This window comes from Luteibacter sp. SG786 (genome assembly GCF_011759605.1).
Lineage (GTDB): Bacteria > Pseudomonadota > Gammaproteobacteria > Xanthomonadales > Rhodanobacteraceae > Luteibacter.
This window is the reverse complement of the sequence record NZ_JAAOYX010000001.1, coordinates 892933-912686: the sequence shown is the minus strand read 5'-3', so window position 1 is coordinate 912686 and position 19754 is coordinate 892933. Positions and strand designations below refer to the sequence as shown.

Annotated in this window: 18 protein-coding genes; 3 read left to right on the top strand and 15 right to left on the bottom strand. The window is 67.5% G+C overall.

Annotated features, from left to right (window positions below; genetic code table 11):
* Positions 1 to 19: 19 nt before the first annotated feature.
* From FHS47_RS03960 to surE, 3 genes are read right to left on the bottom strand one after another with little or no spacing between them, the layout of a single operon-like run.
* On the bottom strand, positions 20 to 628 hold the full coding sequence (locus FHS47_RS03960; RefSeq protein WP_167023251.1) for a DedA family protein: 609 nt from the start codon (positions 626 to 628) through the stop codon (positions 20 to 22).
* 29 nt (positions 629 to 657) lie between these two features.
* Entirely contained in the window at positions 658 to 1341 is a 684-nt protein-coding gene (locus FHS47_RS03955) for a protein-L-isoaspartate(D-aspartate) O-methyltransferase (protein ID WP_247741270.1), read from the bottom strand.
* Position 1342: 1 nt separating this feature from the next.
* Positions 1343 to 2125, bottom strand: coding sequence for a 5'/3'-nucleotidase SurE (surE, locus tag FHS47_RS03950; RefSeq protein ID WP_167023247.1), 783 nt, complete (start codon positions 2123 to 2125; stop codon positions 1343 to 1345).
* A gap of 170 nt (positions 2126 to 2295) precedes the next feature.
* Between surE and FHS47_RS03945 the strand changes: the two genes are divergently transcribed.
* The gene (locus tag FHS47_RS03945) at positions 2296 to 2841 is read left to right on the top strand and encodes a Smr/MutS family protein (RefSeq protein ID WP_167023244.1); all 546 of its coding nucleotides are present in this window, start codon (positions 2296 to 2298) and stop codon (positions 2839 to 2841) included.
* A gap of 99 nt (positions 2842 to 2940) precedes the next feature.
* On the opposite strand, the gene truD is transcribed toward FHS47_RS03945, so the two are convergent.
* From truD to FHS47_RS03900, 9 genes are all read right to left on the bottom strand, one after another.
* The gene (gene truD / locus FHS47_RS03940) at positions 2941 to 3957 is read right to left on the bottom strand and encodes a tRNA pseudouridine(13) synthase TruD (protein ID WP_167023241.1); all 1017 of its coding nucleotides are present in this window, start codon (positions 3955 to 3957) and stop codon (positions 2941 to 2943) included.
* A gap of 7 nt (positions 3958 to 3964) precedes the next feature.
* Entirely contained in the window at positions 3965 to 5392 is a 1428-nt protein-coding gene (gene mgtE, locus FHS47_RS03935) for a magnesium transporter (protein WP_167023238.1), read from the bottom strand.
* Positions 5389 to 5862, bottom strand: coding sequence for a 2-C-methyl-D-erythritol 2,4-cyclodiphosphate synthase (gene ispF / locus FHS47_RS03930; protein WP_167023235.1), 474 nt, complete (start codon positions 5860 to 5862; stop codon positions 5389 to 5391). The genes mgtE and ispF overlap by 4 nt, the downstream gene beginning before the upstream one ends.
* The gene (gene ispD, locus FHS47_RS03925; RefSeq protein WP_167023232.1) at positions 5862 to 6551 is read right to left on the bottom strand and encodes a 2-C-methyl-D-erythritol 4-phosphate cytidylyltransferase; all 690 of its coding nucleotides are present in this window, start codon (positions 6549 to 6551) and stop codon (positions 5862 to 5864) included. Before ispD ends, ispF begins: the two co-directional genes overlap by 1 nt.
* The gene (gene ftsB, locus FHS47_RS03920) at positions 6551 to 6880 is read right to left on the bottom strand and encodes a cell division protein FtsB (RefSeq protein ID WP_167027627.1); all 330 of its coding nucleotides are present in this window, start codon (positions 6878 to 6880) and stop codon (positions 6551 to 6553) included. The genes ispD and ftsB overlap by 1 nt, the downstream gene beginning before the upstream one ends.
* A 23-nt stretch (positions 6881 to 6903) precedes the next feature.
* Positions 6904 to 8202 carry a phosphopyruvate hydratase gene (gene eno / locus FHS47_RS03915; RefSeq protein WP_167023229.1) on the bottom strand — a complete coding sequence of 433 codons (1299 nt, stop codon included), beginning with the start codon at positions 8200 to 8202 and terminating at the stop codon, positions 6904 to 6906.
* Positions 8203 to 8212: 10 nt separating this feature from the next.
* Entirely contained in the window at positions 8213 to 8596 is a 384-nt protein-coding gene (locus FHS47_RS03910; protein WP_167023226.1) for a hypothetical protein, read from the bottom strand.
* A gap of 93 nt (positions 8597 to 8689) precedes the next feature.
* Entirely contained in the window at positions 8690 to 9520 is an 831-nt protein-coding gene (gene kdsA, locus FHS47_RS03905; protein WP_167023223.1) for a 3-deoxy-8-phosphooctulonate synthase, read from the bottom strand.
* Positions 9517 to 11196 carry a CTP synthase gene (locus FHS47_RS03900; RefSeq protein ID WP_167023220.1) on the bottom strand — a complete coding sequence of 560 codons (1680 nt, stop codon included), beginning with the start codon at positions 11194 to 11196 and terminating at the stop codon, positions 9517 to 9519. The genes kdsA and FHS47_RS03900 overlap by 4 nt, the downstream gene beginning before the upstream one ends.
* A 198-nt stretch (positions 11197 to 11394) precedes the next feature.
* Between FHS47_RS03900 and FHS47_RS03895 the strand changes: the two genes are divergently transcribed.
* Positions 11395 to 13194, top strand: coding sequence for an aminopeptidase P family protein (locus FHS47_RS03895; protein ID WP_167023217.1), 1800 nt, complete (start codon positions 11395 to 11397; stop codon positions 13192 to 13194).
* Between the two features lie 184 nt (positions 13195 to 13378).
* Positions 13379 to 15265 carry a DNA topoisomerase IV subunit B gene (gene parE, locus FHS47_RS03890; RefSeq protein ID WP_167023214.1) on the top strand — a complete coding sequence of 629 codons (1887 nt, stop codon included), beginning with the start codon at positions 13379 to 13381 and terminating at the stop codon, positions 15263 to 15265.
* Between the two features lie 79 nt (positions 15266 to 15344).
* On the opposite strand, the gene FHS47_RS03885 is transcribed toward parE, so the two are convergent.
* Genes FHS47_RS03885 through FHS47_RS03875 form a run of 3 tightly spaced genes read right to left on the bottom strand, consistent with a single transcriptional unit; the run spans position 15345 to position 19733 of the window.
* On the bottom strand, positions 15345 to 16646 hold the full coding sequence (locus tag FHS47_RS03885) for a dipeptidase (protein ID WP_167023211.1): 1302 nt from the start codon (positions 16644 to 16646) through the stop codon (positions 15345 to 15347).
* 13 nt (positions 16647 to 16659) lie between these two features.
* Positions 16660 to 18648: a serine hydrolase domain-containing protein gene (locus FHS47_RS03880; protein ID WP_208381781.1), complete on the bottom strand. Its 1989-nt coding sequence runs from the start codon at positions 18646 to 18648 to the stop codon at positions 16660 to 16662.
* Positions 18649 to 18683: 35 nt separating this feature from the next.
* The gene (locus tag FHS47_RS03875) at positions 18684 to 19733 is read right to left on the bottom strand and encodes a DUF1611 domain-containing protein (protein ID WP_167023205.1); all 1050 of its coding nucleotides are present in this window, start codon (positions 19731 to 19733) and stop codon (positions 18684 to 18686) included.
* Positions 19734 to 19754 lie beyond the last annotated feature (21 nt).

Here is a 19754-nt window from a genome sequence, read left to right as displayed (position 1 = left end):
GATCTCCCTTCACGGTCACTCATCGCAACAGGAACCACCAGGCGGCCAGCAGGATGAGGGCTACGATAACAGCCCAACCTATCCACTCGATGTGTTTGCGCAGCATCTGCTCGGCACGTTCGCCGAAGATGCGGACGAGGAGGGCCAGCAGCCACACGCGCTTGCCGCGCCCGACGAGCATGCAGACCAGGAACGGCAGGACCGGCACGCCTACGATGCCCGAGGCCCAGGTGACGAACTTCATGGGCACCACGGGTTGCAGCGCTGCCATGGCAAGCACGATGTACAGGCCCAGCGAGTGCGCCTGCATGTCCCGCTGAAGGTTTTCCACGCCCTTCTGTATTGGCGCCAGCAGGTGCATCGATTCCAGCAGCGGCTTGAGCGCCTCGTACGCGAAATGGCCGAGGCCATAGCCGACCAACGAACCGAGCAGCGAGAACAGCAGGCTCCAGTTCGCGAAGCGGAAGGCCTTGCGCGGCTGCGCCAGCATCATCGGTGCCAGCATGACTTCGGGCATCACCGGGAAGATGAATGCCTCGACGAAGGAGAGTCCCGCAAGATAGCGGACCGCATGGCGATGGCGTGCCCAGACGATGGCGCGCTCGTACAGCGAAGAGAACATCCGCATTCAGCGGGTTTCCTTATGGTGTTTGAGTGTCACCCGATGCCGCCAAGCAGCGGGACGAAGCTCACGGCGCCGAGGTCTTCGCGATGGATGGTTCCGTCGTCGTCCTTGCGCATGCGCACGAGAACCTGCTGGCTGGGGCTGCCCACCGGGGCGACGAGCACGCCGCCCGGCTTCAGCTGGTCGAACAAGGGCGTGGGCACGCGGTCGCCGGCGGCGGTAAGGATAATGGCGTCGAACGGCGCCTCCGAGGCCCAACCGAGCTTGCCGTCGTCGTGTCGCGACCGCAGGTTGTCGAGGCCGAGCTGCCGGAAGCGACGCCGTGCCTGGCGCAGGAGTTCCTCGATCCGCTCGACGGTGTAGACGGTCGGCACGATGCCGGCCAGAACCGCCGCCTGGTAGCCCGAACCCGTGCCGATCTCCAGGACGCGCTCCGGAACGCCGTGCTCGATCAGGGCTTCCGTCATTCGCGCCACGATCCACGGCTGGGAGATGGTCTGGCCGTGCCCGATGGGCAGCGCGTTGTTTTCGTAAGCGCGCGAATGCAGCGCCTGATCGATGAAATGGTGGCGAGGCAACTGGCGGATCACCTCCAGCACCCGCTCGTCGCGAATGCCTTCTTCCGCAAGCTTGGCCACCAGGCGGTCGCGCGCACGTTGCGAGGTCATGCCTTCGCCGCGGAGCGCGGATGGCGGGAGCGCGTGCATGTTCACCATGTCAGGCCGCCTCCTCGTCGTCCATGGCGGACGAAAGCGACAACATCCAACTGCTGACCTTCTCCAGGGCCTGGAAACGCGTGAGGTCGGTGTGGATGGGCGTGACGGAGACGTAGCCGCGGCGAACGGCGTCGAAATCGGTACCGGGGCCGTCGTCGTCGATCTCGCCAGGGGGCCCGATCCACCACATGGCGCGGCCCCGAGGGTCGGTGCTGCGGATGGCCGGCGCGGAGCGATGGCGCTTGCCCAGACGCGTGACCTCGAAGCCGCGCACCTGCTCCCAGGCCAGGTCCGGCACGTTCACATTGAGGATGGTGTCGGCCGGCAGCGGATCGACGATGAGCCGCCGCATCAGCATCAGCACGGCGCTGGCCGCCGTATCGAAATGGCGGCCAGAACCCTCGCGCGTGACCAACGACACGGCGATGGCGGGAAGGCCGAGGAAGCGCCCCTCCATCGCGGCGGAGACGGTGCCCGAATAGATGACGTCGTCGCCGAGGTTGGCGACATTGTTGATGCCCGAGACGACGATATCCGTCTCGTGATCGAGCAACCCGGACAGTGCGAGGTGCACGCAATCGGTGGGCGTGCCGGCAACGCGATACGCGCCGCTTTCGAGGCGCTGCACGCGAATGGGCGAATCGAGGGTGAGTGAATTGCTCGCGCCGGAGCGGTCGCGATCGGGGGCCACGACCGTCACCGTGCCGAACTCGGCCAGACGCTCGGCCAGCACCTGGATGCCAGGGGCCTCCACGCCGTCGTCGTTGCTAACCAGAACTTGCATGCTGATCCAGATCGAAAAACAGACGGGGCGACCCAATCTCGGAGAGGCCGCCCGACCGTCCAAGTCTACCGGAGCGGGCAGCCGGATTCACGGAACGGGCACGGAAGCCAATGCGACCGCCGTCACGGCGCCGTCGCGACTTCCCCTGATGCTTCGCTTAGGATGAAGGCATGACGCGACGCCCGCCCAAGGTGCACGACGACGACAGCCGCCTCTTCCGCGAGGCCATCGGCGACGTTCGGCTCATGCGGCCGGCGGAAATCCTGCCCGCGAAGCCCAGGCCCGCGCCGCACCCCCACATGCGCGACGCCGACGAAGCCGCGGTTCCCGCGGACTCCCTGTTGTTCGACTACGATCCGGCCGATCTCGAGGTGGGCGAGGAATTGTCGTACCTGCGCGACGGTTATCCGCCCAAAGTCCTGAAGCAGCTCAAGCGCGGCCAGTTCAGCATCCAGGCCGACGTGGACCTGCACCAGATGAACGCGGCGGCGGCGCAGTTGACCATCGCCGAATTCCTTGCCGAATGCCGCCACGACGGCATCCGCTGCGTGCGGATCATTCACGGCAAGGGCCTGCGTTCGAAGGCCGGCGGCCCGGTCTTGAAAGGGCTGACCGACCGCCTGCTGCGCCGTCGCGACGACGTGGTGGCGTTCGCTTCGGCGCGGCCGATGCAAGGCGGCACCGGGGCGGTGGTGGTGCTGCTGAAAGGTCCGTAGGAGCGCGCCCTGCGCGCGACAGCTTTTCGCGCCAGGTCCCGATCCGGCGCGCCAGCTCAGGGTCACGGCCTCAAAACATGTCGCGCGCAGGGCGCGCTCCTACAAAGTTGTAGCCAGTTCGCGGATCACCGTCGTGGCATACGCGCCCGCCGGAAGGCCGAACGACACTTCCAGCGCGCCATCGTCCAACCAGCGCCATGCGAAATCGCGCGGTTGCAGGCGCAGCGCGCGGCGCTCCTGGTCCATGCGCGCATCCGCAAGGCCGGTGGCCAGATCCTCGTCGCGCGCGGCTACCGCGCGTTCCAGTTCCGCCACGGCACCGGCGGCCGGCGTGTCGCCGCGCCCCCACAGTGGCCCCGAGGGATGGATGTCGAAACGCGCCAGCCGCTCCGCGAGCGTGTCGTTGAAGCCTTCCGGACCGAACCACGAGCGCGAACCTTCCAGCGCCCAGATCTCGCCGCCCATCGGCGCGTCCCATGTGCCGGCCGCGACCCGCTCCGCAAGCACGCCGTTGAAGATGTGCGAGCGCGCCGCCGAGAGCAGGATCGAGCGCTTGTCGCGATCGACTCGTCGCCCACCGAACATCGCCCGCGCCTGCGCGACGTTGCCGCCTCCCAGGCCGAAACGCTGTTCGCCGAAATAATTGGGCACGCCACGGGCCGCGATGGCCGCGAGACGCGACTCCGCCCCGGCGCGATCGCCTTCGACCTCGCGCAGCACCAGGAGGAAGCGGTTCCCTTTCAGCGCGCCGCGCTTCAGCTTGCGCGAATGCCTTCCCAGCGAACGGATCGATACCTCGGCATGCGGAAACGCCGACCAGTCCGGGTCCGCCTTCCCAGGCAATTGCACGGTGAACGCCTGTCGGGTCACCGCATGGCGGTCTTTCAGGCCCGCATAACCGACGTTCATCGGCGAGGTGCCCGCGAACCTGGCCAGCTCGCGCGCCACCCAGTCGGTGTTCGCGCCGCGTTTTTCCACCACGAGGAAAGCATGCTCGCCGGCGCCGTCGGGCTCGTAGCCGAGGATTTCCTCGACCACGAAGTCTTCGGGTGCGGTGCGCAGACGCGCACGCAGCGGAGGTGTGCCAAAGGCGAAGGGAAGTTCGGTGTCGCTCATGGGGGCCTTACAGCAGGAACAACGTGGCAAGCCCGAGGAAGATGAAGAATCCTCCGCTGTCGGTCATCGCCGTGATGAGCACGCTGGAACCAAGGGCCGGATCTCGCCCGAGCCTGGTCATCAGCATGGGAATGCCCACGCCCATGAAGGCCGCGAGAAGAAGGTTCAGCGTCATCGCAGCGGTCATCACCGCGCCCAGCGACACGCTGCCGTAAAGTGCCCATGCCACCAGGCCGATGGCGCCGCCCCATACGATGCCGTTCACCAGCGCAACGGTCAGTTCTTTCCGCCACAGGCGCCGCGCCTGCGACACGCCGATCTGCTCGAGCGCCATGGCGCGTACGATCATGGTGATGGTCTGGTTGCCCGAGTTACCGCCGATGCCGGCCACGATCGGCATGAGCGTCGCCAGGGCCACGAGCTTCTCGATGGAGTGCTCGAACAGCCCGATGACGCGGGAGGCGATGAACGCCGTGACCAGGTTGATCGCCAGCCAGGCCCAGCGGTTGCGCACCGACTTCCAGACGGAAGCGAAGATGTCTTCTTCCTCGCGCAGGCCGCCGCGCGACAACGCTTCCGTTTCGCTTTCCTCGCGAATGAAGTCGAGCATGGCGTCGACCGCGATACGACCGATGAGACGCTGCTGGCTGTCGACCACGGGCGCCGTCACGAGGTCGTAGCGCTCGAAGGCCTGGGCCACGTCGTACGCATCGTCTTCCGGACGGAAGGTGTTGACGTCCGGCGCCATGATCTCGTGGACCATCTTTTCCGGCGGGTTCACCAGCAACCAGTGCAGTGGCAGCACGCCGGTGAGCACGTTGTCCGCGTTGACGACAAACAGCTTGTCGGTCTGCGCGGGCAGTTCGTCGAACCGGCGCAGGTAACGCAGCACCACCTCGAGGCTGATGTCCTCGCGGATGGTGACCATATCGAAGTCCATCAGCGCGCCGACCTGATCGTCCTCGTAGGACATGGCGGCCTGCACGCGCTCGCGTTCCTGCGCGTCGAGGCTGGCCATCAGTTCGGGCAGCACCTCGGTCGGCAGGTCGTCGACCAGGTCGGCCAGCTCGTCGGCGTCCAGCGGCTCGACGGCGGCGAGGATTTCCCGGTCGTCCATGTCCGCGATCAGCGTTTCGCGGACGGAGTCGGAAACCTCGAGCAGGATGTCGCCGTCCCGGTCCGAGCGCACGCGCTGCCAGACCGCGAGGCGGTCTTCCAGCGGCAACGATTCGAGGACATCGGCAAGGTCGGCCGGATGGAGTTCGTCGAGGCGGGACTGCAGTTCCGCGTCGGTCGCTTCCAGGGCGGCTTCGTCGCCGTCCGGTGCAGCGCCGGCGAACGCGAGCAGGTCTTCCCGCCTGCGCAGGAGGGCGGTGATCACCTCCAGCCGGTCGTGCAGGCGAGGCGTGGATGCGCGCGGCTCGACCTCGCTCATGTGCGCAGGACCAGAACCGTAGCGAGCGCCGCGATGCCTTCCCTTCGCCCCGTGAAACCGAGGGTTTCCGTGGTCGTCGCCTTGATGCTGATGCGATCGACGTCCACGCCCAGATCCGTCGCGATGGTCTCGCGCATGGCCTGCGCGTGGGGGCCGACCTTCGGTGCTTCGCAGATCACGGTCATGTCGGCGTTGCCGAGCACGTAACCGCGCTCGGCGAGCATGGCCGCCACCGCGCGCAGGAAGCGGCGGCTGTCCGCTCCGCGCCACGCGGCGTCGGATGGCGGAAAGTGCTTGCCGATATCGCCCAGCGCGAGCGCGCCGAGCATCGCGTCGCAAAGCGCGTGCAGCACCACGTCGCCATCGGAGTGCGCAAGCACGCCCTGCGTATGCGGCACGCGCACGCCACCCAGCATCACGTGGTCGCCTTCGCCGAACGCGTGGACGTCGAATCCCTGGCCGATGCGCATTACCTGATTCTCCCTAGAAGGAACTCCGCCAGCGCGAAATCGGCCGGCGTGGTCACCTTGATGTTGTCTTCCGATCCTTCCACCAGCAGCGGCGCCACGCCGAACCTTTCCATCGCCATGGCTTCGTCGCTCACCACGATACCGTCTTCACCGGCAAGGCGGAGTGCACGAATCAGCGGCCCGCGGCGGAACATCTGCGGCGTGAACGCCCGCCAGCGACCCTCGCGCGGTTCGGTGGCGATGCTGTGACAGGCCGCGTCCGCGCGCTTTAGGGTGTCGCGCAACGGCGCTCCCAGAAGACCGCCCTCCCCCTGCCCGGCCAGCTCGACCAGACGGGCGATGTCGGTCGCGCGCACGCAGGGCCGGGCGGCATCGTGCACCAGCACGAAGTCGCGCTCGCCCACGGACGCCGGCAGCGCCAGCAGGCCTGCCAGTACGGAATCGCTGCGCTCGCCGCCACCGACGGTCACAAGCAGCGGCTTGCCGCCGATCGTGTCCGTGGCCGCGAAATGCCGGTCGTCGGCCGCGATCGCCACCACGAGGCCAGCGACCAGCGGATGGGCCGCAAGGCGTTCGAGCGTGTGCTCGATCATCGGCCTTCCGCCGATGGGCTGGTATTGCTTCGGCCGGTCGCCACCCGCGCGGACGCCTTTTCCGGCGGCCGGCAGGACACACCACAGCGCGTCCATCACTGGCCGCCGGGGGCGACGGGCGGGGGCGGCGGGGGCGCGCTGGTGGCGGCGCCCGGTTCGACCACCTGATAGAAGGTTTCGCCCGGCTTGATCAGGCCCAGTTCCTGCCGCGCACGCGCCTCGGTGGCCTGCTCGCCATGCTTGAGATCTTCCACGTCCGCCGCCAGGGCCTGGTTGCGCTTCTGCAGCCCCGCGTTTTCCTCGGTCTGTTTCCTGACCGATTCGCGCAGGGAATCGACCTCGGCCATGCCCCCACCGCCGACCCACAGCTTCAGCTGCAGCGCGATGAGGACAATGACGAGGATCAGGCCGACCCAGCGCAGGATGGCGGCGTTGCTCAAGGCAGGACTCAGCCAGGGAGCTTCGACAGGCTCGGGAACGCCTGGCGACCGGCGTACTTCGCCTTCGAACCCAGGGCTTCCTCGATGCGCAGGAGCTGGTTGTACTTGGCCACGCGATCGGTGCGGCAGAGCGAACCGGTCTTGATCTGCGTTGCCGTGGTGGCCACGGCGATGTCGGAGATCGTGGTGTCTTCGGTCTCGCCCGAGCGATGCGACACAATGGCCGCGTACTTCGCGCGATCGGCCATGGCGATGGCTTCCAGGGTCTCGGTGAGGGTGCCGATCTGATTCACCTTGATCAGGATGGCATTCGCGATCTTCTTGTCGATGCCTTCGGCGAAGATCTTCGGGTTGGTCACGAAGAGGTCGTCGCCCACGAGCTGGATGCCTTCGCCGATGGCCTTCGTGAGATGGGCCCAGCCGGCCCAGTCGCCTTCGGCCATGCCGTCTTCGATCGTGACGATCGGGTACTGCTTCGCCCAGGACGCCAGCGTGTCCACCCACTGTTCCGGGGTGAAGACCTTGCCCTCGCCTTCGAGGTCGTACTTGCCGTCCTTGAAGAACTCGGAGCTGGCCACGTCGAGACCGAGCAGGATGTCGCTACCCACCTTGTAGCCGGCCTTGTTCACGGCTTCCAGGATGGTGTCGAGTGCCTCGACGTTGGACTTCAGGTTCGGGGCGAAGCCACCCTCGTCGCCCACGGCCGTATTGAGGCCCCGGCCCTTGAGCACGGACTTCAGGGCGTGGAAGATCTCGGCGCCGTAACGCAGCGCTTCGGCAAAATTCGGCGCGCCGACCGGCAGCACCATGAATTCCTGCACGTCGACATTGTTGTCGGCATGCGCGCCGCCGTTGATGATGTTCATCATCGGCACGGGCAGCGAGCCGCCGCCGTCCACCATGAGGTACTGCCACAGCGCCTGCTTGCGCGACGCGGCCACGGCATGCGCGGCGGCCATGGACACGCCGAGCAACGCGTTCGCGCCCAGCTTGCTCTTGTTGTCGGTACCGTCGAGCGCGATGAGCTTCGCGTCGAGGCCCTTCTGGTCGGCCGCATCGAAGCCGCCGAGCGCCTTCGCGATCGTGGTGTTCACGTTCGCCACCGCGTTCTTCACGCCCTTGCCGCCGTAGCGGCTCTTGTCGCCGTCGCGCAATTCCACGGCCTCGCGCGTACCGGTGGACGCGCCGCTCGGTACCGCCGCGCGTCCGAACGAACCGTCGGCGAGGGTGACTTCGGCCTCGAGGGTCGGATTGCCGCGGGAGTCGAGGATTTCGCGGGCGTGAATGGTGCTGATGGAGGTGGTCATGCGCTTCCCGTTACGAGTTGGAATGACTGAAGAAGGTGCCGACGAGCACGAGACCCGTGGTACCGACGAGGATGAGGGCATTGAGGCCCAGGCCGATCGCACCGAACGTGCGGCGTCGATCCTGGCGGCGCAGGGCCATGAAACCGAGAATGAGGCCCACCAGCGAGAGCGCCAGGAAGGCGCACATGACGATGCCGATGAGGCCGAAGACCGGCATGTGCTGCTCGGCATTGCCGGACGCGACGAGCAGCGCGGAAAACGTGATGGAAGCCAGCACGACGAGACCGGACACGAGGGCGATGACGAAGGAAGCGATGCCGTGACCCGATTGCGGCATGCGGGCCGCACGCTGGCGAGGTGCGCCGGCGTCGTGGATCGCGTTGTCTTCAGTCATCGAAGCCAGTCTCCCCGGGGCCGTGCCGGCCCGCTGTCGGCGTACCGGCGCGGCGCGCCGGATCCCGTCAATCATACCGTCCCGGGGGACGGCTCAGGCGTGTTTCGCGAAACCTCTGCGCTTCACGGCCTGATCGAGTTCCATCAGGGTCTCCAGCAGTTCTTCCATCTGGTCGAGCGGCCATGCGTTGGGGCCGTCGCTCAAGGCCTTGGCGGGATCGGGGTGTGTCTCTGCGAAGAGGCCCGCCACACCTACGGCGACCGCCGCGCGCGCCAGCACGGGCACGAACTCGCGCTGGCCGCCGGAACTGGTGCCCTGGCCGCCCGGCAGTTGCACCGAATGCGTGGCGTCGAATACCACGGGGCAACCGGTTTCGCGCATCACCGCCAGCGAACGCATGTCGGACACGAGGTTGTTGTAGCCGAAGCTCGCGCCGCGCTCGCAGACCATGATGTCGTGGTTGCCCACGTCGAACGCCTTCTGCACCACGTTCTTCATGTCCCACGGAGCCAGGAACTGGCCCTTCTTGATGTTCACCGGCTTGCCGGCGCGGGCCACGTTCTGGATGAAATCGGTCTGCCGGGCCAGGAAGGCCGGCGTCTGCAGGACGTCGACCACCGCGGCCACCTCGTTCATCGGCGTGTATTCATGCACGTCGGTAAGGACGGGCACGCCGATCTGCTTCTTCACCGCGTCGAGCACTTTCAGGCCCTCTTCCAAGCCGGGGCCACGGAAGCTGGAGCCGGACGAACGGTTGGCCTTGTCGAAGCTGGACTTGAAGATGAAGTTGATGCCCAGGCGGCCGGTGATTTCCTTGAGCTTGCCGGCAACGTCGAGCTGCAGCTGCATGGATTCGATGACGCACGGGCCGGCGATCACGAACAGGGGCTGGTCGAGACCGGCTTCGAAACCACAGAGCTTCATGCGGCAGACTCCTCGGAACGGACGGCCAGCCGCTCGCCTTCGCGAACGGCCTTGTACTCACGCGCGGCGCGCACGAAGCCGATGAACAACGGATGGCCTTCGCGGGGCGTGGAGGTGAATTCCGGATGCGCCTGGCAACCCAGGAACCACGGGTGCACCTGCCGCGGCAGTTCGACGATTTCCACGAGCAGGTCGTCCATCGACTTGCCGGAGATGACGAGGCCGAGATCTTCGAACGACTGACGGTAGCGGTTGTTGAACTCGTAGCGATGGCGATGGCGCTCGCGCACGACGTCTTCGCCGTAGAGTTCGCGAGCCAGGGTGCCGGCCTTCAGGCGGCACTCCTGCGCACCCAGGCGCATGGTGCCGCCGAGGTCGGAACGCTCGCTGCGCACTTCGGTCTCGCCCGTGGCCGTGGTCCATTCGGTGATGAGGGCAATGACCGGGTCGGGCGTATTGCGGTCGTTCTCGCTGGAGTCGGCCTGCGGCAGGCCGGCGATGTTGCGCGCGAACTCCACCACCGCGGCGTGCATGCCGTAGCAGATGCCGAAGTAAGGCACGCCGGTTTCGCGCGCGAACTGGGCGGCGAGGATCTTGCCCTCGAAGCCGCGCTTGCCGAAGCCGCCCGGCACCAGGATGGCGTCCGCGTCGCCCAGCACTGCCCGGGGGCCACGCGCCTCGACGTCTTCGGAATCCACCCAGCGCAGGTTCACGCGCGTGGACTGCTTGATGCCGCCGTGGCGCAGCGCCTCGCCCAGGGACTTGTAGGCGTCCTTGTGCTCCACGTACTTGCCGACGATGGCCACGGTGATCTCGTCGCGCGGATGTTCCACGGCCTCGACCGTGCGCACCCAGCTGGAGAGATCGGCCGGACCGGCGTCGAGACCGAGGCGGCGGATGACCAGGTCGTCCAGACCCTGCTCGTGCAGCCACATGGGCAGCTTGTAAATGACGTCGACGTCGATCGTGCTGATGACGGCGTTCTTCGGAACGTTCGTGAACAGGGCGATCTTGTGGCGCTCGCCGTCCGGCAGGGGCTCTTCGCAGCGGCACAGCAGCACGTCGGGCTGGATACCGATGGAGCGCAGTTCCTTCACCGAGTGCTGGGTGGGCTTGGTCTTGATCTCGCCCGCGGCCTTGATGAACGGCACCAGGGTGAGGTGCACGAACATGCACTTCTCCGGGCCGTGCTCGATGCGCAGCTGACGGATGGCCTCGAGGAAGGGCAGCGACTCGATGTCGCCGACGGTGCCGCCGATTTCCACCAGCGCCACGTCGAAGCCGCGGGTGGCCTCGTGGATGGAGTGCTTGATCTCGTCGGTGATGTGCGGAATCACCTGCACCGTGGCGCCGAGGTAGTCGCCACGGCGCTCCTTGCGGATCACGGATTCGTAGATCTTGCCGGCGGTGATCGAATTCTTGCCGGTAAGGCGCGTGCGCACGAAGCGCTCGTAGTGGCCCAGGTCCAGGTCGGTCTCGGCGCCGTCGTCGGTGACGTACACCTCGCCGTGCTGGAAGGGGCTCATGGTGCCCGGATCCACATTGATGTACGGATCGAGCTTCATCATGGTCACGGAGAGACCACGCGCCTCAAGGATGGAGGCAAGCGACGCCGCTGCGATGCCTTTCCCGAGGGAAGACACCACACCGCCGGTGACGAAAATCAGGGGAGTCATGCGAGCAGCCAGTGCTGGAAATTTGTATTTTACCCGAGTGCGTGGCGGCTCGCGAGAGGCAGGGACCAACAGGCTTGGGCCGCCTGTGGGAGCCGGCTATGCCGGCGATCCCGCGGCAGCGGGCAAGCATGCCGCGAGCCCCCATCGCCGCTGAAGCGGCTCCCACATAAGTCTTGGGAGACAAGTACCATCGGCGAAATGAACGCCAACCCTATCCCCACCCGCCTTCAGACCCTCCGCGCCGCCATGGCCCGCGAGGGCGTCGCCGCCGTGATCGTGCCCTCGGCCGACCCGCACCTTTCCGAATACCTCCCCGCGCGCTGGCAAGCCCGGGAATGGTTCTCGGGCTTCACCGGCTCGGCCGGCACGCTGGTGGTCACGGCCACCGGGGGCGGCCTGTGGACCGACTCGCGCTATTTCGCCCAGGCAGAGAGTGAACTGGCCGGTAGCGGCCTGCCCCTGATGAAACTGAACGTGGCGCACACCCCCGAGCACGTGGCATGGCTGGCCGGGCAACTGGGGGAAGGCGACGTGGTCGCCGTCGCCGCGGACAGCATTGCCGTGGCGGCGGCGGAAAACCTCGCCCGGCGCCTGCAAGAGGCAGGCGCCGGGCTGCGTACCGACCTCGACCTGCCCGGCGCCGCATGGAACGATCGCCCTGCCCGGCCCGCCAACCCCGTTTTCGCCCACGCGACGCCCTTCGCGACCGTTCCGCGCGCTGACAAGCTGCGCCATGTCCGCACGGCCATGCGCAAGGCCGGCGCCACCCATCACCTGGTGTCGAGCCTCGACGACATCGCCTGGTTGACGAACCTGCGTGGGGCGGACGTCGAGTACAACCCGGTGTTCCTGGCGCACCTGCTTGTCGGCGAATCCACCGCCACGCTTTTTGTCGACGCCGCCAAGGTGCCGGGCGAGGTGAAGGCGGCGCTGGCCGCCGACGGCATCGCGCTCGCCGACTATGGCACCGCCGGATCGGCCATCGCCGCCCTGCCCGACGACGCTGTGCTGATGTACGACGCCGGCCGCGTGGTCGTGGCCCTGCTCGAAGGCCTGCCGGCCACGGTGAAGCAGGTGCGCGCGCCGAATCCGTCCACCGCGCAGAAGGCCCGCAAGACACCGGAAGAATTGGACCACATTCGCGACGTGATGCGCCGCGACGGCGCGGCGCTCGCGCGCGCCTTCCGGCGCATCGAGGCCGGCCTGGCCGCCGGCGAACCGCTCACCGAGCTGGACGTGGACACCATCGTCCGCGACGCGCGTGCGGTCCAGGCCGGTTTCGTCGGGGAGAGCTTTTCCACCATCGCCGGCTACGAGGCCAACGGCGCCCTGCCGCACTACCGGGCCACCGAATCGGGCTTCAGCCCGCTTGCCGCGAAGGGGCTGCTGCTGGTCGATTCCGGGGGGCAATACCTCGGCGGCACGACGGACATCACGAGGATGCTCGCGCTCGGGCCGGTCACGGACGAGCAGCGTCGCGACTCCACACTGGTTCTCAAGGGGATGATCGCCTTGTCGCGCGCCCGCTTCCCCAAGGGGACGAGCGGCCCGCAACTGGACGCCCTGGCGCGCGCGCCGCTCTGGGCTGCCGGCATGGATTTCGGCCATGGCACCGGCCACGGCGTCGGATACTTCCTCAACGTGCACGAAGGTCCCCACGGCATTCGCCCGCCGGTGGCCGGCGGCGCCCTGGTGCCGCTCGAAACCGGCATGATCACCTCGATCGAGCCGGGCCTCTACAAGCCCGGCCGCTACGGTATCCGTCACGAGAACCTGGCCGTGGTCACCCAGGCGGACAGCACCGAATTCGGCGAATTCTTCGCGTTCGAGACGCTGACGCTGTGTCCCTTCGACCGGCGCGGCCTGGAGCCGCGGCTCCTGGAGCCGTCCGAGCGGGCCTGGCTGGACGACTACCACGCCACCGTGCGCGCGGCACTGGCGCCATTGCTGGACGGCGCGGACCGCGAATGGCTCGAATGGCACTGCGCGCCGCTGTGATCTTCGCTTTGTGTGGGAGCCGCTTCAGCGGCGATGGGTGCTCGCGGCGAGCTTGCCCGCTGCCGCGGGATCGCCGCTGAAGCGGCTCCCACAAGTCTCGGGTGGTGATACGGCTGTCCCCCAGGCTTGACCGCCCCTTGCCCCTCGCCCCATCCTGCCCGGCTACGAACGAGCAACGCACCCGATGAACACTCGCTACAACGCTTCCGACATCGAAGTCCTCAGCGGCCTGGACCCGGTCAAGCGCCGTCCGGGCATGTACACCGACACATCCCGCCCGAACCACCTGGCCCAGGAGGTCATCGACAACTCCGTCGACGAGGCCCTGGCGGGCCATGCGAAAACCATCGAGGTCACGGTCTTCAACGACGGTTCGGTGGAAGTCACCGACGACGGCCGCGGCATGCCGGTCGACATCCACCCCGAGGAAAAAGTGCCGGGCGTGGAGTTGATCCTCACCCGCCTCCACGCGGGCGGCAAGTTCTCCAACAAGAACTACGCGTTTTCCGGCGGTCTGCACGGCGTGGGCGTGTCGGTGGTCAACGCGCTGTCCACGCGCGTGGACGTCACCATCCGCCGCGAAGGCCAGGAATTCCGCATGGCCTTCGCCCATGGCGACCGTGCCAGCGACCTGGAAGTGATCGGCACCGTACCGAAGAAGAAAACCGGCACCACGCTCCGCTTCTGGCCCGACCCGAAGTATTTCGACACGCCGAAGATCCTCGTGTCGAAGCTCAAGCACCTGCTGCGGGCAAAAGCCGTGCTTTGCGCGGGCCTCACCGTACGCCTCGTCGAAGAAGGCGGCGAAACCAGCGAGTGGTACTACGAGGACGGCCTGTCCGATTACCTCCGCGGCGAACTCCAGGGCTCCGAAGCCTTGCCGGCGGAACTGTTCGTGAAGCATTTCGCGCGCGACACCGACGCGCTCGACGTCGCCCTGGCCTGGCTGCCCGAAGGCGAGCTGGTGCAGGAAAGCTACGTCAACCTCATTCCCACGGCGCAGGGCGGCACCCATGTGAACGGCCTGCGCTCCGGCCTCACCAACGCCATCCGCGAGTTCTGCGACCTGCGTAACCTGCTGCCGCGCGGGGTGAAGCTGGCACCCGAGGATGTCTGGGAGCGCCTCGCCTTCGTGCTGAGCGTCAAGCTCCAGGACGCGCAGTTCGCCGGCCAGACCAAGGAGCGCCTGTCGTCCCGCAATGCCGCCGGCGTCGTCGAAGGCGTGGTGCACGATGCCTTCAGCCTCTGGTTGAACCAGCACGTGGATCTCGGCGAGAAGATCGCCCAGCTCGCCATCGAGCGCGCCAGCGCGCGCCTCAAGGCAGCGAAGCAGGTGGTGCGCAAGAAAATCACCCAGGGCCCCGCCCTGCCCGGCAAGCTCGCCGACTGCGCCGCTACCGACCTTACCCGTACCGAACTCTTCCTCGTCGAAGGCGATTCGGCGGGCGGATCCGCGAAGCAGGCGCGCGACAAGGACTTCCAGGCCATCCTTCCGCTGCGCGGCAAGATCCTCAACACCTGGGAAGTCGAATCCGGTGCGGTACTGGCGTCGCAGGAAGTGCACGACCTGGCCGTCGCCATCGGCTGCGATCCCGGCAAGGACGACCTCTCCGGCCTGCGCTACGGCAAGGTGGTGATCCTGGCCGACGCCGACTCCGACGGCCTGCACATCGCCACCCTGCTCTCCGCCCTCTTCCTTCGCCATTTCCCCTCCCTGGTGCGCGAGGGCCATGTCTTCGTCGCCATGCCGCCGCTGTTCCGCGTGGACGTGGGCAAGCAGGTGTTCTACTGCCTCGACGAGGAAGAGAAGCGCCTGATGCTCGAGAAGGTGGAGCGCGAAAAGATGAAGGGCGCGGTGAGCGTCACGCGCTTCAAGGGTCTCGGCGAGATGAACCCGGCGCAGCTGCGCGAGTCCACCATCCACCCGGACACGCGCCGCCTCGTCCAGCTCACGGTCGACACCGACGATGGCACGCAGAAGCTGATGGACATGCTCCTGGCGAAGAAGCGCGCGGGCGACCGCAAGCAGTGGCTGGAAGAAAAGGGCGACCTGGCAACGTTGGAAGTCTGATCGCAGCGCCGGACGGATACTCCGCCATCACGAAAAACCCGACTGTCCGTTCGCGATGGCCTGACTGGGTCTACCTGCCTCACTCCGCCGTCGCATGCGACGGCGGCGTTTCCTTCTGCAAGCGGGCGGCGACGCTGGCGGCCTCGCGCATCACGCGCAGCATGTTGCCGCCGGCCAGTTTGGCCAGGTCCTCGTCGGACCAATGCCGCCGGGCGAGTTCGCGAAAGAGCGCGGGATAGGCGTCCACGCCTTCCAGACCCACCGGCGTGTCCGGAATGCCGTCGAAGTCCGAGCCGATGCCGACGCAGTCGATGCCGGCAATGCGGCGGATGTGTTCGATGTGATCGGCAACCATGGCCAGGGTGACCACCGGCTTCGGATGACGCTTGTCCCACGCCGCCATCGCCGCCGCGGCGCGTTCCGGCTGGCCGATGTACAGGCCGGCGTACGGCGGCGCGTTGTAGCGCGTCTGTTCCGCGGCGCGGTCGGCGGACCAGCGGTTGTACGCCTCCGAGACGTAGGGCGTGGCGAAGGTCGCCATGACGATGCCTCGGTTCTTCGCGACCAGCGCAAGCACCTCGTCGGAGACATCGCGTGGATGATCGTCGATGGCGCGGGCGCCGGAGTGGGAGAAGATCACCGGCGCCTGTGAGACGGCCAGGGCGTCGCGCATGGTCGCTTCCGAGACGTGGCTCAAGTCGACCAGCATGCCCAGGCGGTTCATCTCGCGCACGACGTCCTTGCCGAAGGCGGTAAGTCCGTGGTGATGCGGGGTGTCGGTGGCCGAATCGGCCCAGTCGTTGTCCAGCGTGTGGGTGAGCGTCATGTAGCGCACGCCTAACGCGTGGAACTGGCGCAGCGCCGCCATCGAGTCGTCGATCGAATGGCCGCCCTCGATGCCGATCAGGGAAGCGATGCGTCCATCGGCATGAGCCTTCTCGATGTCCTCTGCCGAGGTCGCCATGCGGAAGTCGTCCGGGTAGCGCTCGACCATGCGATGGACGAGGTCGATCTGCTCCAGCGTCATCTTCAACGCGGCTGTCCCCGCGACCGTCGGCGGCACCCAGACCGACCAGAACTGCGCGCCCACACGGCCCTTGCGCAGGCGCGGGATATCGGTCATCAGCGGCGGCGCGGACGGTTCGGCCTTGCCTGCGGGGAGTCGGGAGGTGTCCGCGCGCAGGTCGATCGCATCGGCATTGCCGACGCGCTGGCGGATTTCCCAGGGCAGATCGTTGTGCCCGTCGATCAGGGGCGTGGTGGCGAGCACGCGCTCGACCCGTGCCGCCCGCTCCGACGCTGCGTCGGCGGCGACGCAAGGCGCGACAGTGACGCTCGCGGCAAGGCAGGCGAGAAGCCGCCAGGCGGATGACGTGGACATGACGGGCTTCTCCTCAATAAAGCACGGACACGCGCAGCAACGCGAAGGTCCAGGCGAACCACAGCAAGACGCTGGCCGAGAGCACGAGGACCACACTCCACACGCGTGCGGGCCAGCGCGACGGTCCACGCCACACCGAGACCAGGTGCGGGAACATGGCAAGCCAGCCACCGACGAAGGCGACGATGCCGAACACCTGCACGGCACGAACCACGCCATCCGAGGCATCGCTCATGTAGGACAGGTGGGAGAACAGGGTCAGTACGAGGCTCGCCCAGGCAACGAGCGCGACCACAATCGCCAGCGCACCGAACCGGCTGAGCCGATACGCCCGTCTGACCTGGTCCAGCCGCGCCGCCGGCACGTGATAATGCCGGCGGACCAATGCGGTGACCGGCCAGGTCAGCACGGTCAGCAGCAGCGCGATCGCCGCGGCGAGCAGCGCGGGAACGAGCCAGGCGCCGTTCTGTCCCACAGTGGGGCGCTCGAAGACCATGAAGGGGGAGACCAGGTCGATGCTGAAGCGCACCGCCTTGCCGTCGACCACCTTCGCCGCGAGCCGTTCGTGCCCGCCGACGGCACGCCAGACGAAGGGCTCGGTTTCCACCCATTTCAGCGGCGTGCCATCCACGCCTTTGAACGGCGTGACCAGGTGATGCTCCGCGTCGACCGCCAGCTTGGGCTGCACGAACACGTTCAGCGCAGCAAGGAACGTGCTCTTGGAAACGCGCGAGTTGTCCCAATGCCCGACGAGCATGGCCGCATGTTTCGCCGCCGTCTCCGGGTCCACGCGGGCCGGATCCTCGGGCGCGGGGAAATAACGATCCGCGAAGCGTTGCAGGATCGCCGTGCGCAGGCTGCCGGCCGCGCCGTCGCGGCCGCCGCTGTTGAACGAGACGTAGAGGCCGACGTTTTCGCGCAGGAACAGGTGCAGCGCGGTGTGGAACAGCACGGTGTCGCCGAGGTGGCCGATGACCTCGCGGTGGTTGATGTTGGTCTCGAAGAAACCCAGTTCCATGCGGTTCAGCGGCGGCAGCAGGGTGAGCGGGCTGTCGTGCATCTGCCGCGTCGTCGCCTCACCGAGCAGCCGCGCGCCCTGGTAGGTGCCACCCTGCAAGTGCGCGATCATGAAACGCGCCATGTCTTCGCCGCTCACCGACATCGAGCCGGCGGGCGCGGGTCCGACGATTTCGAACGCCCTGGGCGCGTCCTCGCCGAAGACGTAGCCCTTCGCCATGAACGAGGACAGCGCCGCCGGTAGCGGCTGCCTCGCGGTGGCATGCGTCATGCCGAGCGGCTTGAAGATGTGGTCGTCGAGGTAGTCGTCATACGACTGTCCGGAGACGCGCTGCACGATGTAGCCGGCCAGCGTTGCACCGTAGTTGGAATACGCCGGCGTCGTGCCGGCGTCGAACACACGCTGCGGCACCCAGCGCTTGAGCAGGGTCTCGAAACCGGGCGACTTCGGGTCCTCGGTCATGATGCCCTTGCTCTGTTCCTCGAAGCCGGCCACGTGCTGCATCAGCTGACGCATGGTGACCGGCTTGCCCGCGCGCGGCGGGATGGTGAAGTCCAGATAACGATTGACGTCGGCGTCGAGGTCGATCTTTCCCGCCTCGACCTGCTGCATCACCGCCGTCCAGGTGAACAGCTTCGACACCGAGCCGATACGGAACAACGTGGTGGCCGGATCGACCGGCGTGCGCCGGTCGCGATCCGCGTAGCCGAAGCCGCGGCTGGTCAGCACCTGGCCATCCTTGACCACCACGACGACCGCGCCGGGGATACCCGACACTTCCAGCGCATAGGGCATAAAGCCGTCGAGCCAGGTGTTCGCGTCGCGGGCATCGAGCGGATGCGCCGTGCCGTCCATCTCGGCCGTGGCCGCCGGCGGAACCGGTGCGGGACCGGGCTGCGTGGTCGGTGGCGTGGGCACCTGCGCCATCGCGGTGGACAGGGCCGTGGCCAAAGCTACCGCGACGATCGTCTTGAACAGGGACACGGGCGTTCTCCGTAGGCGGAAACGAAGGATGGGCATCACGGCGACACCGCGCGCACGGCATCGACCAGGGCGGCGAAGGCATCGCCGCCGCGCAGCGGATCGGCCACCGGCAGGCCGAGGCGAGCGCTTTCGGCCCGCATGCGCGCGATGGCGTCATCGGCATCTAGCCGCGAGGTGTCGAAGGCGACGCCGACGCAGCGGATGCGCGGATTCGTGCGCTGGCCCAGACGCGTCGTCAGCTCGATCACCTCGACGACCTCCGGCAGCGCGAAGTCCGGATAACCGAGCATGTGCGGCCGGTCCGGCTGGTGGCAGACGACGAAGGCGTCGGGCTGGGTGCCGTGCAGCAGGGCCAGCGAGACACCGGCATACGCAGGATGAAAGAGCGACCCCTGCCCTTCGACGACGTCCCAGTGCGGGGGCTCTGCCGCGGGGCTGAGGCGTTCGGCCGCGCCGGCGGCGAAGTCCGCGACGACCGCGTCCATCGGCACGCCGCGACCGGCGATCAGGATGCCGGTCTGGCCGCTTGCGCGGAAATCGACCGCATCGCCCCGCTCGATCAAGGCCTTGGCCAACGCGAGCGCCGTGTACTTCTTGCCCACCGCGCAATCGGTACCCACCGTCAACAGGCGCCTGCCGCCGCGGCGACGTCCCGTGCCGACGGGTAATCCGTCCGGCGGGACGCGTACGTCGATCAGTCGGCGACCCAGCCGTCGTGCGGCGTCCGCCAACGGTGCGATGCTGGACAGGCGCGTATGCATGCCACTGACGAGGTCCAGACCGGCCTCGAGCGCTTCGATCAGCGCCTCGACCCAGCGCGGGGGAATCGCGCCACCCGGACTCGCGACGCCGATGACGAGTCCGCGCGCACCCCCGGCCTGCGCTTCGACCGGCGTCAGCGTGGGCAGCCCGGTATCGATCGTGCTGCCGCAGCCCCATTGCCCGACGCAACGATCGAACGCCCAGTCGCGCAGACCGAACGCGGTCTTGGCGTAGCCCGCTTCGGTCACGTCGCCGAGGAACAGCAGGTAAGGCTGCGGCAGGTTGTCGAGTTCCGTGGGTGCGGTCGGAGGAACGAAAGACATGGGAAGCGGATTCCTCGAAGG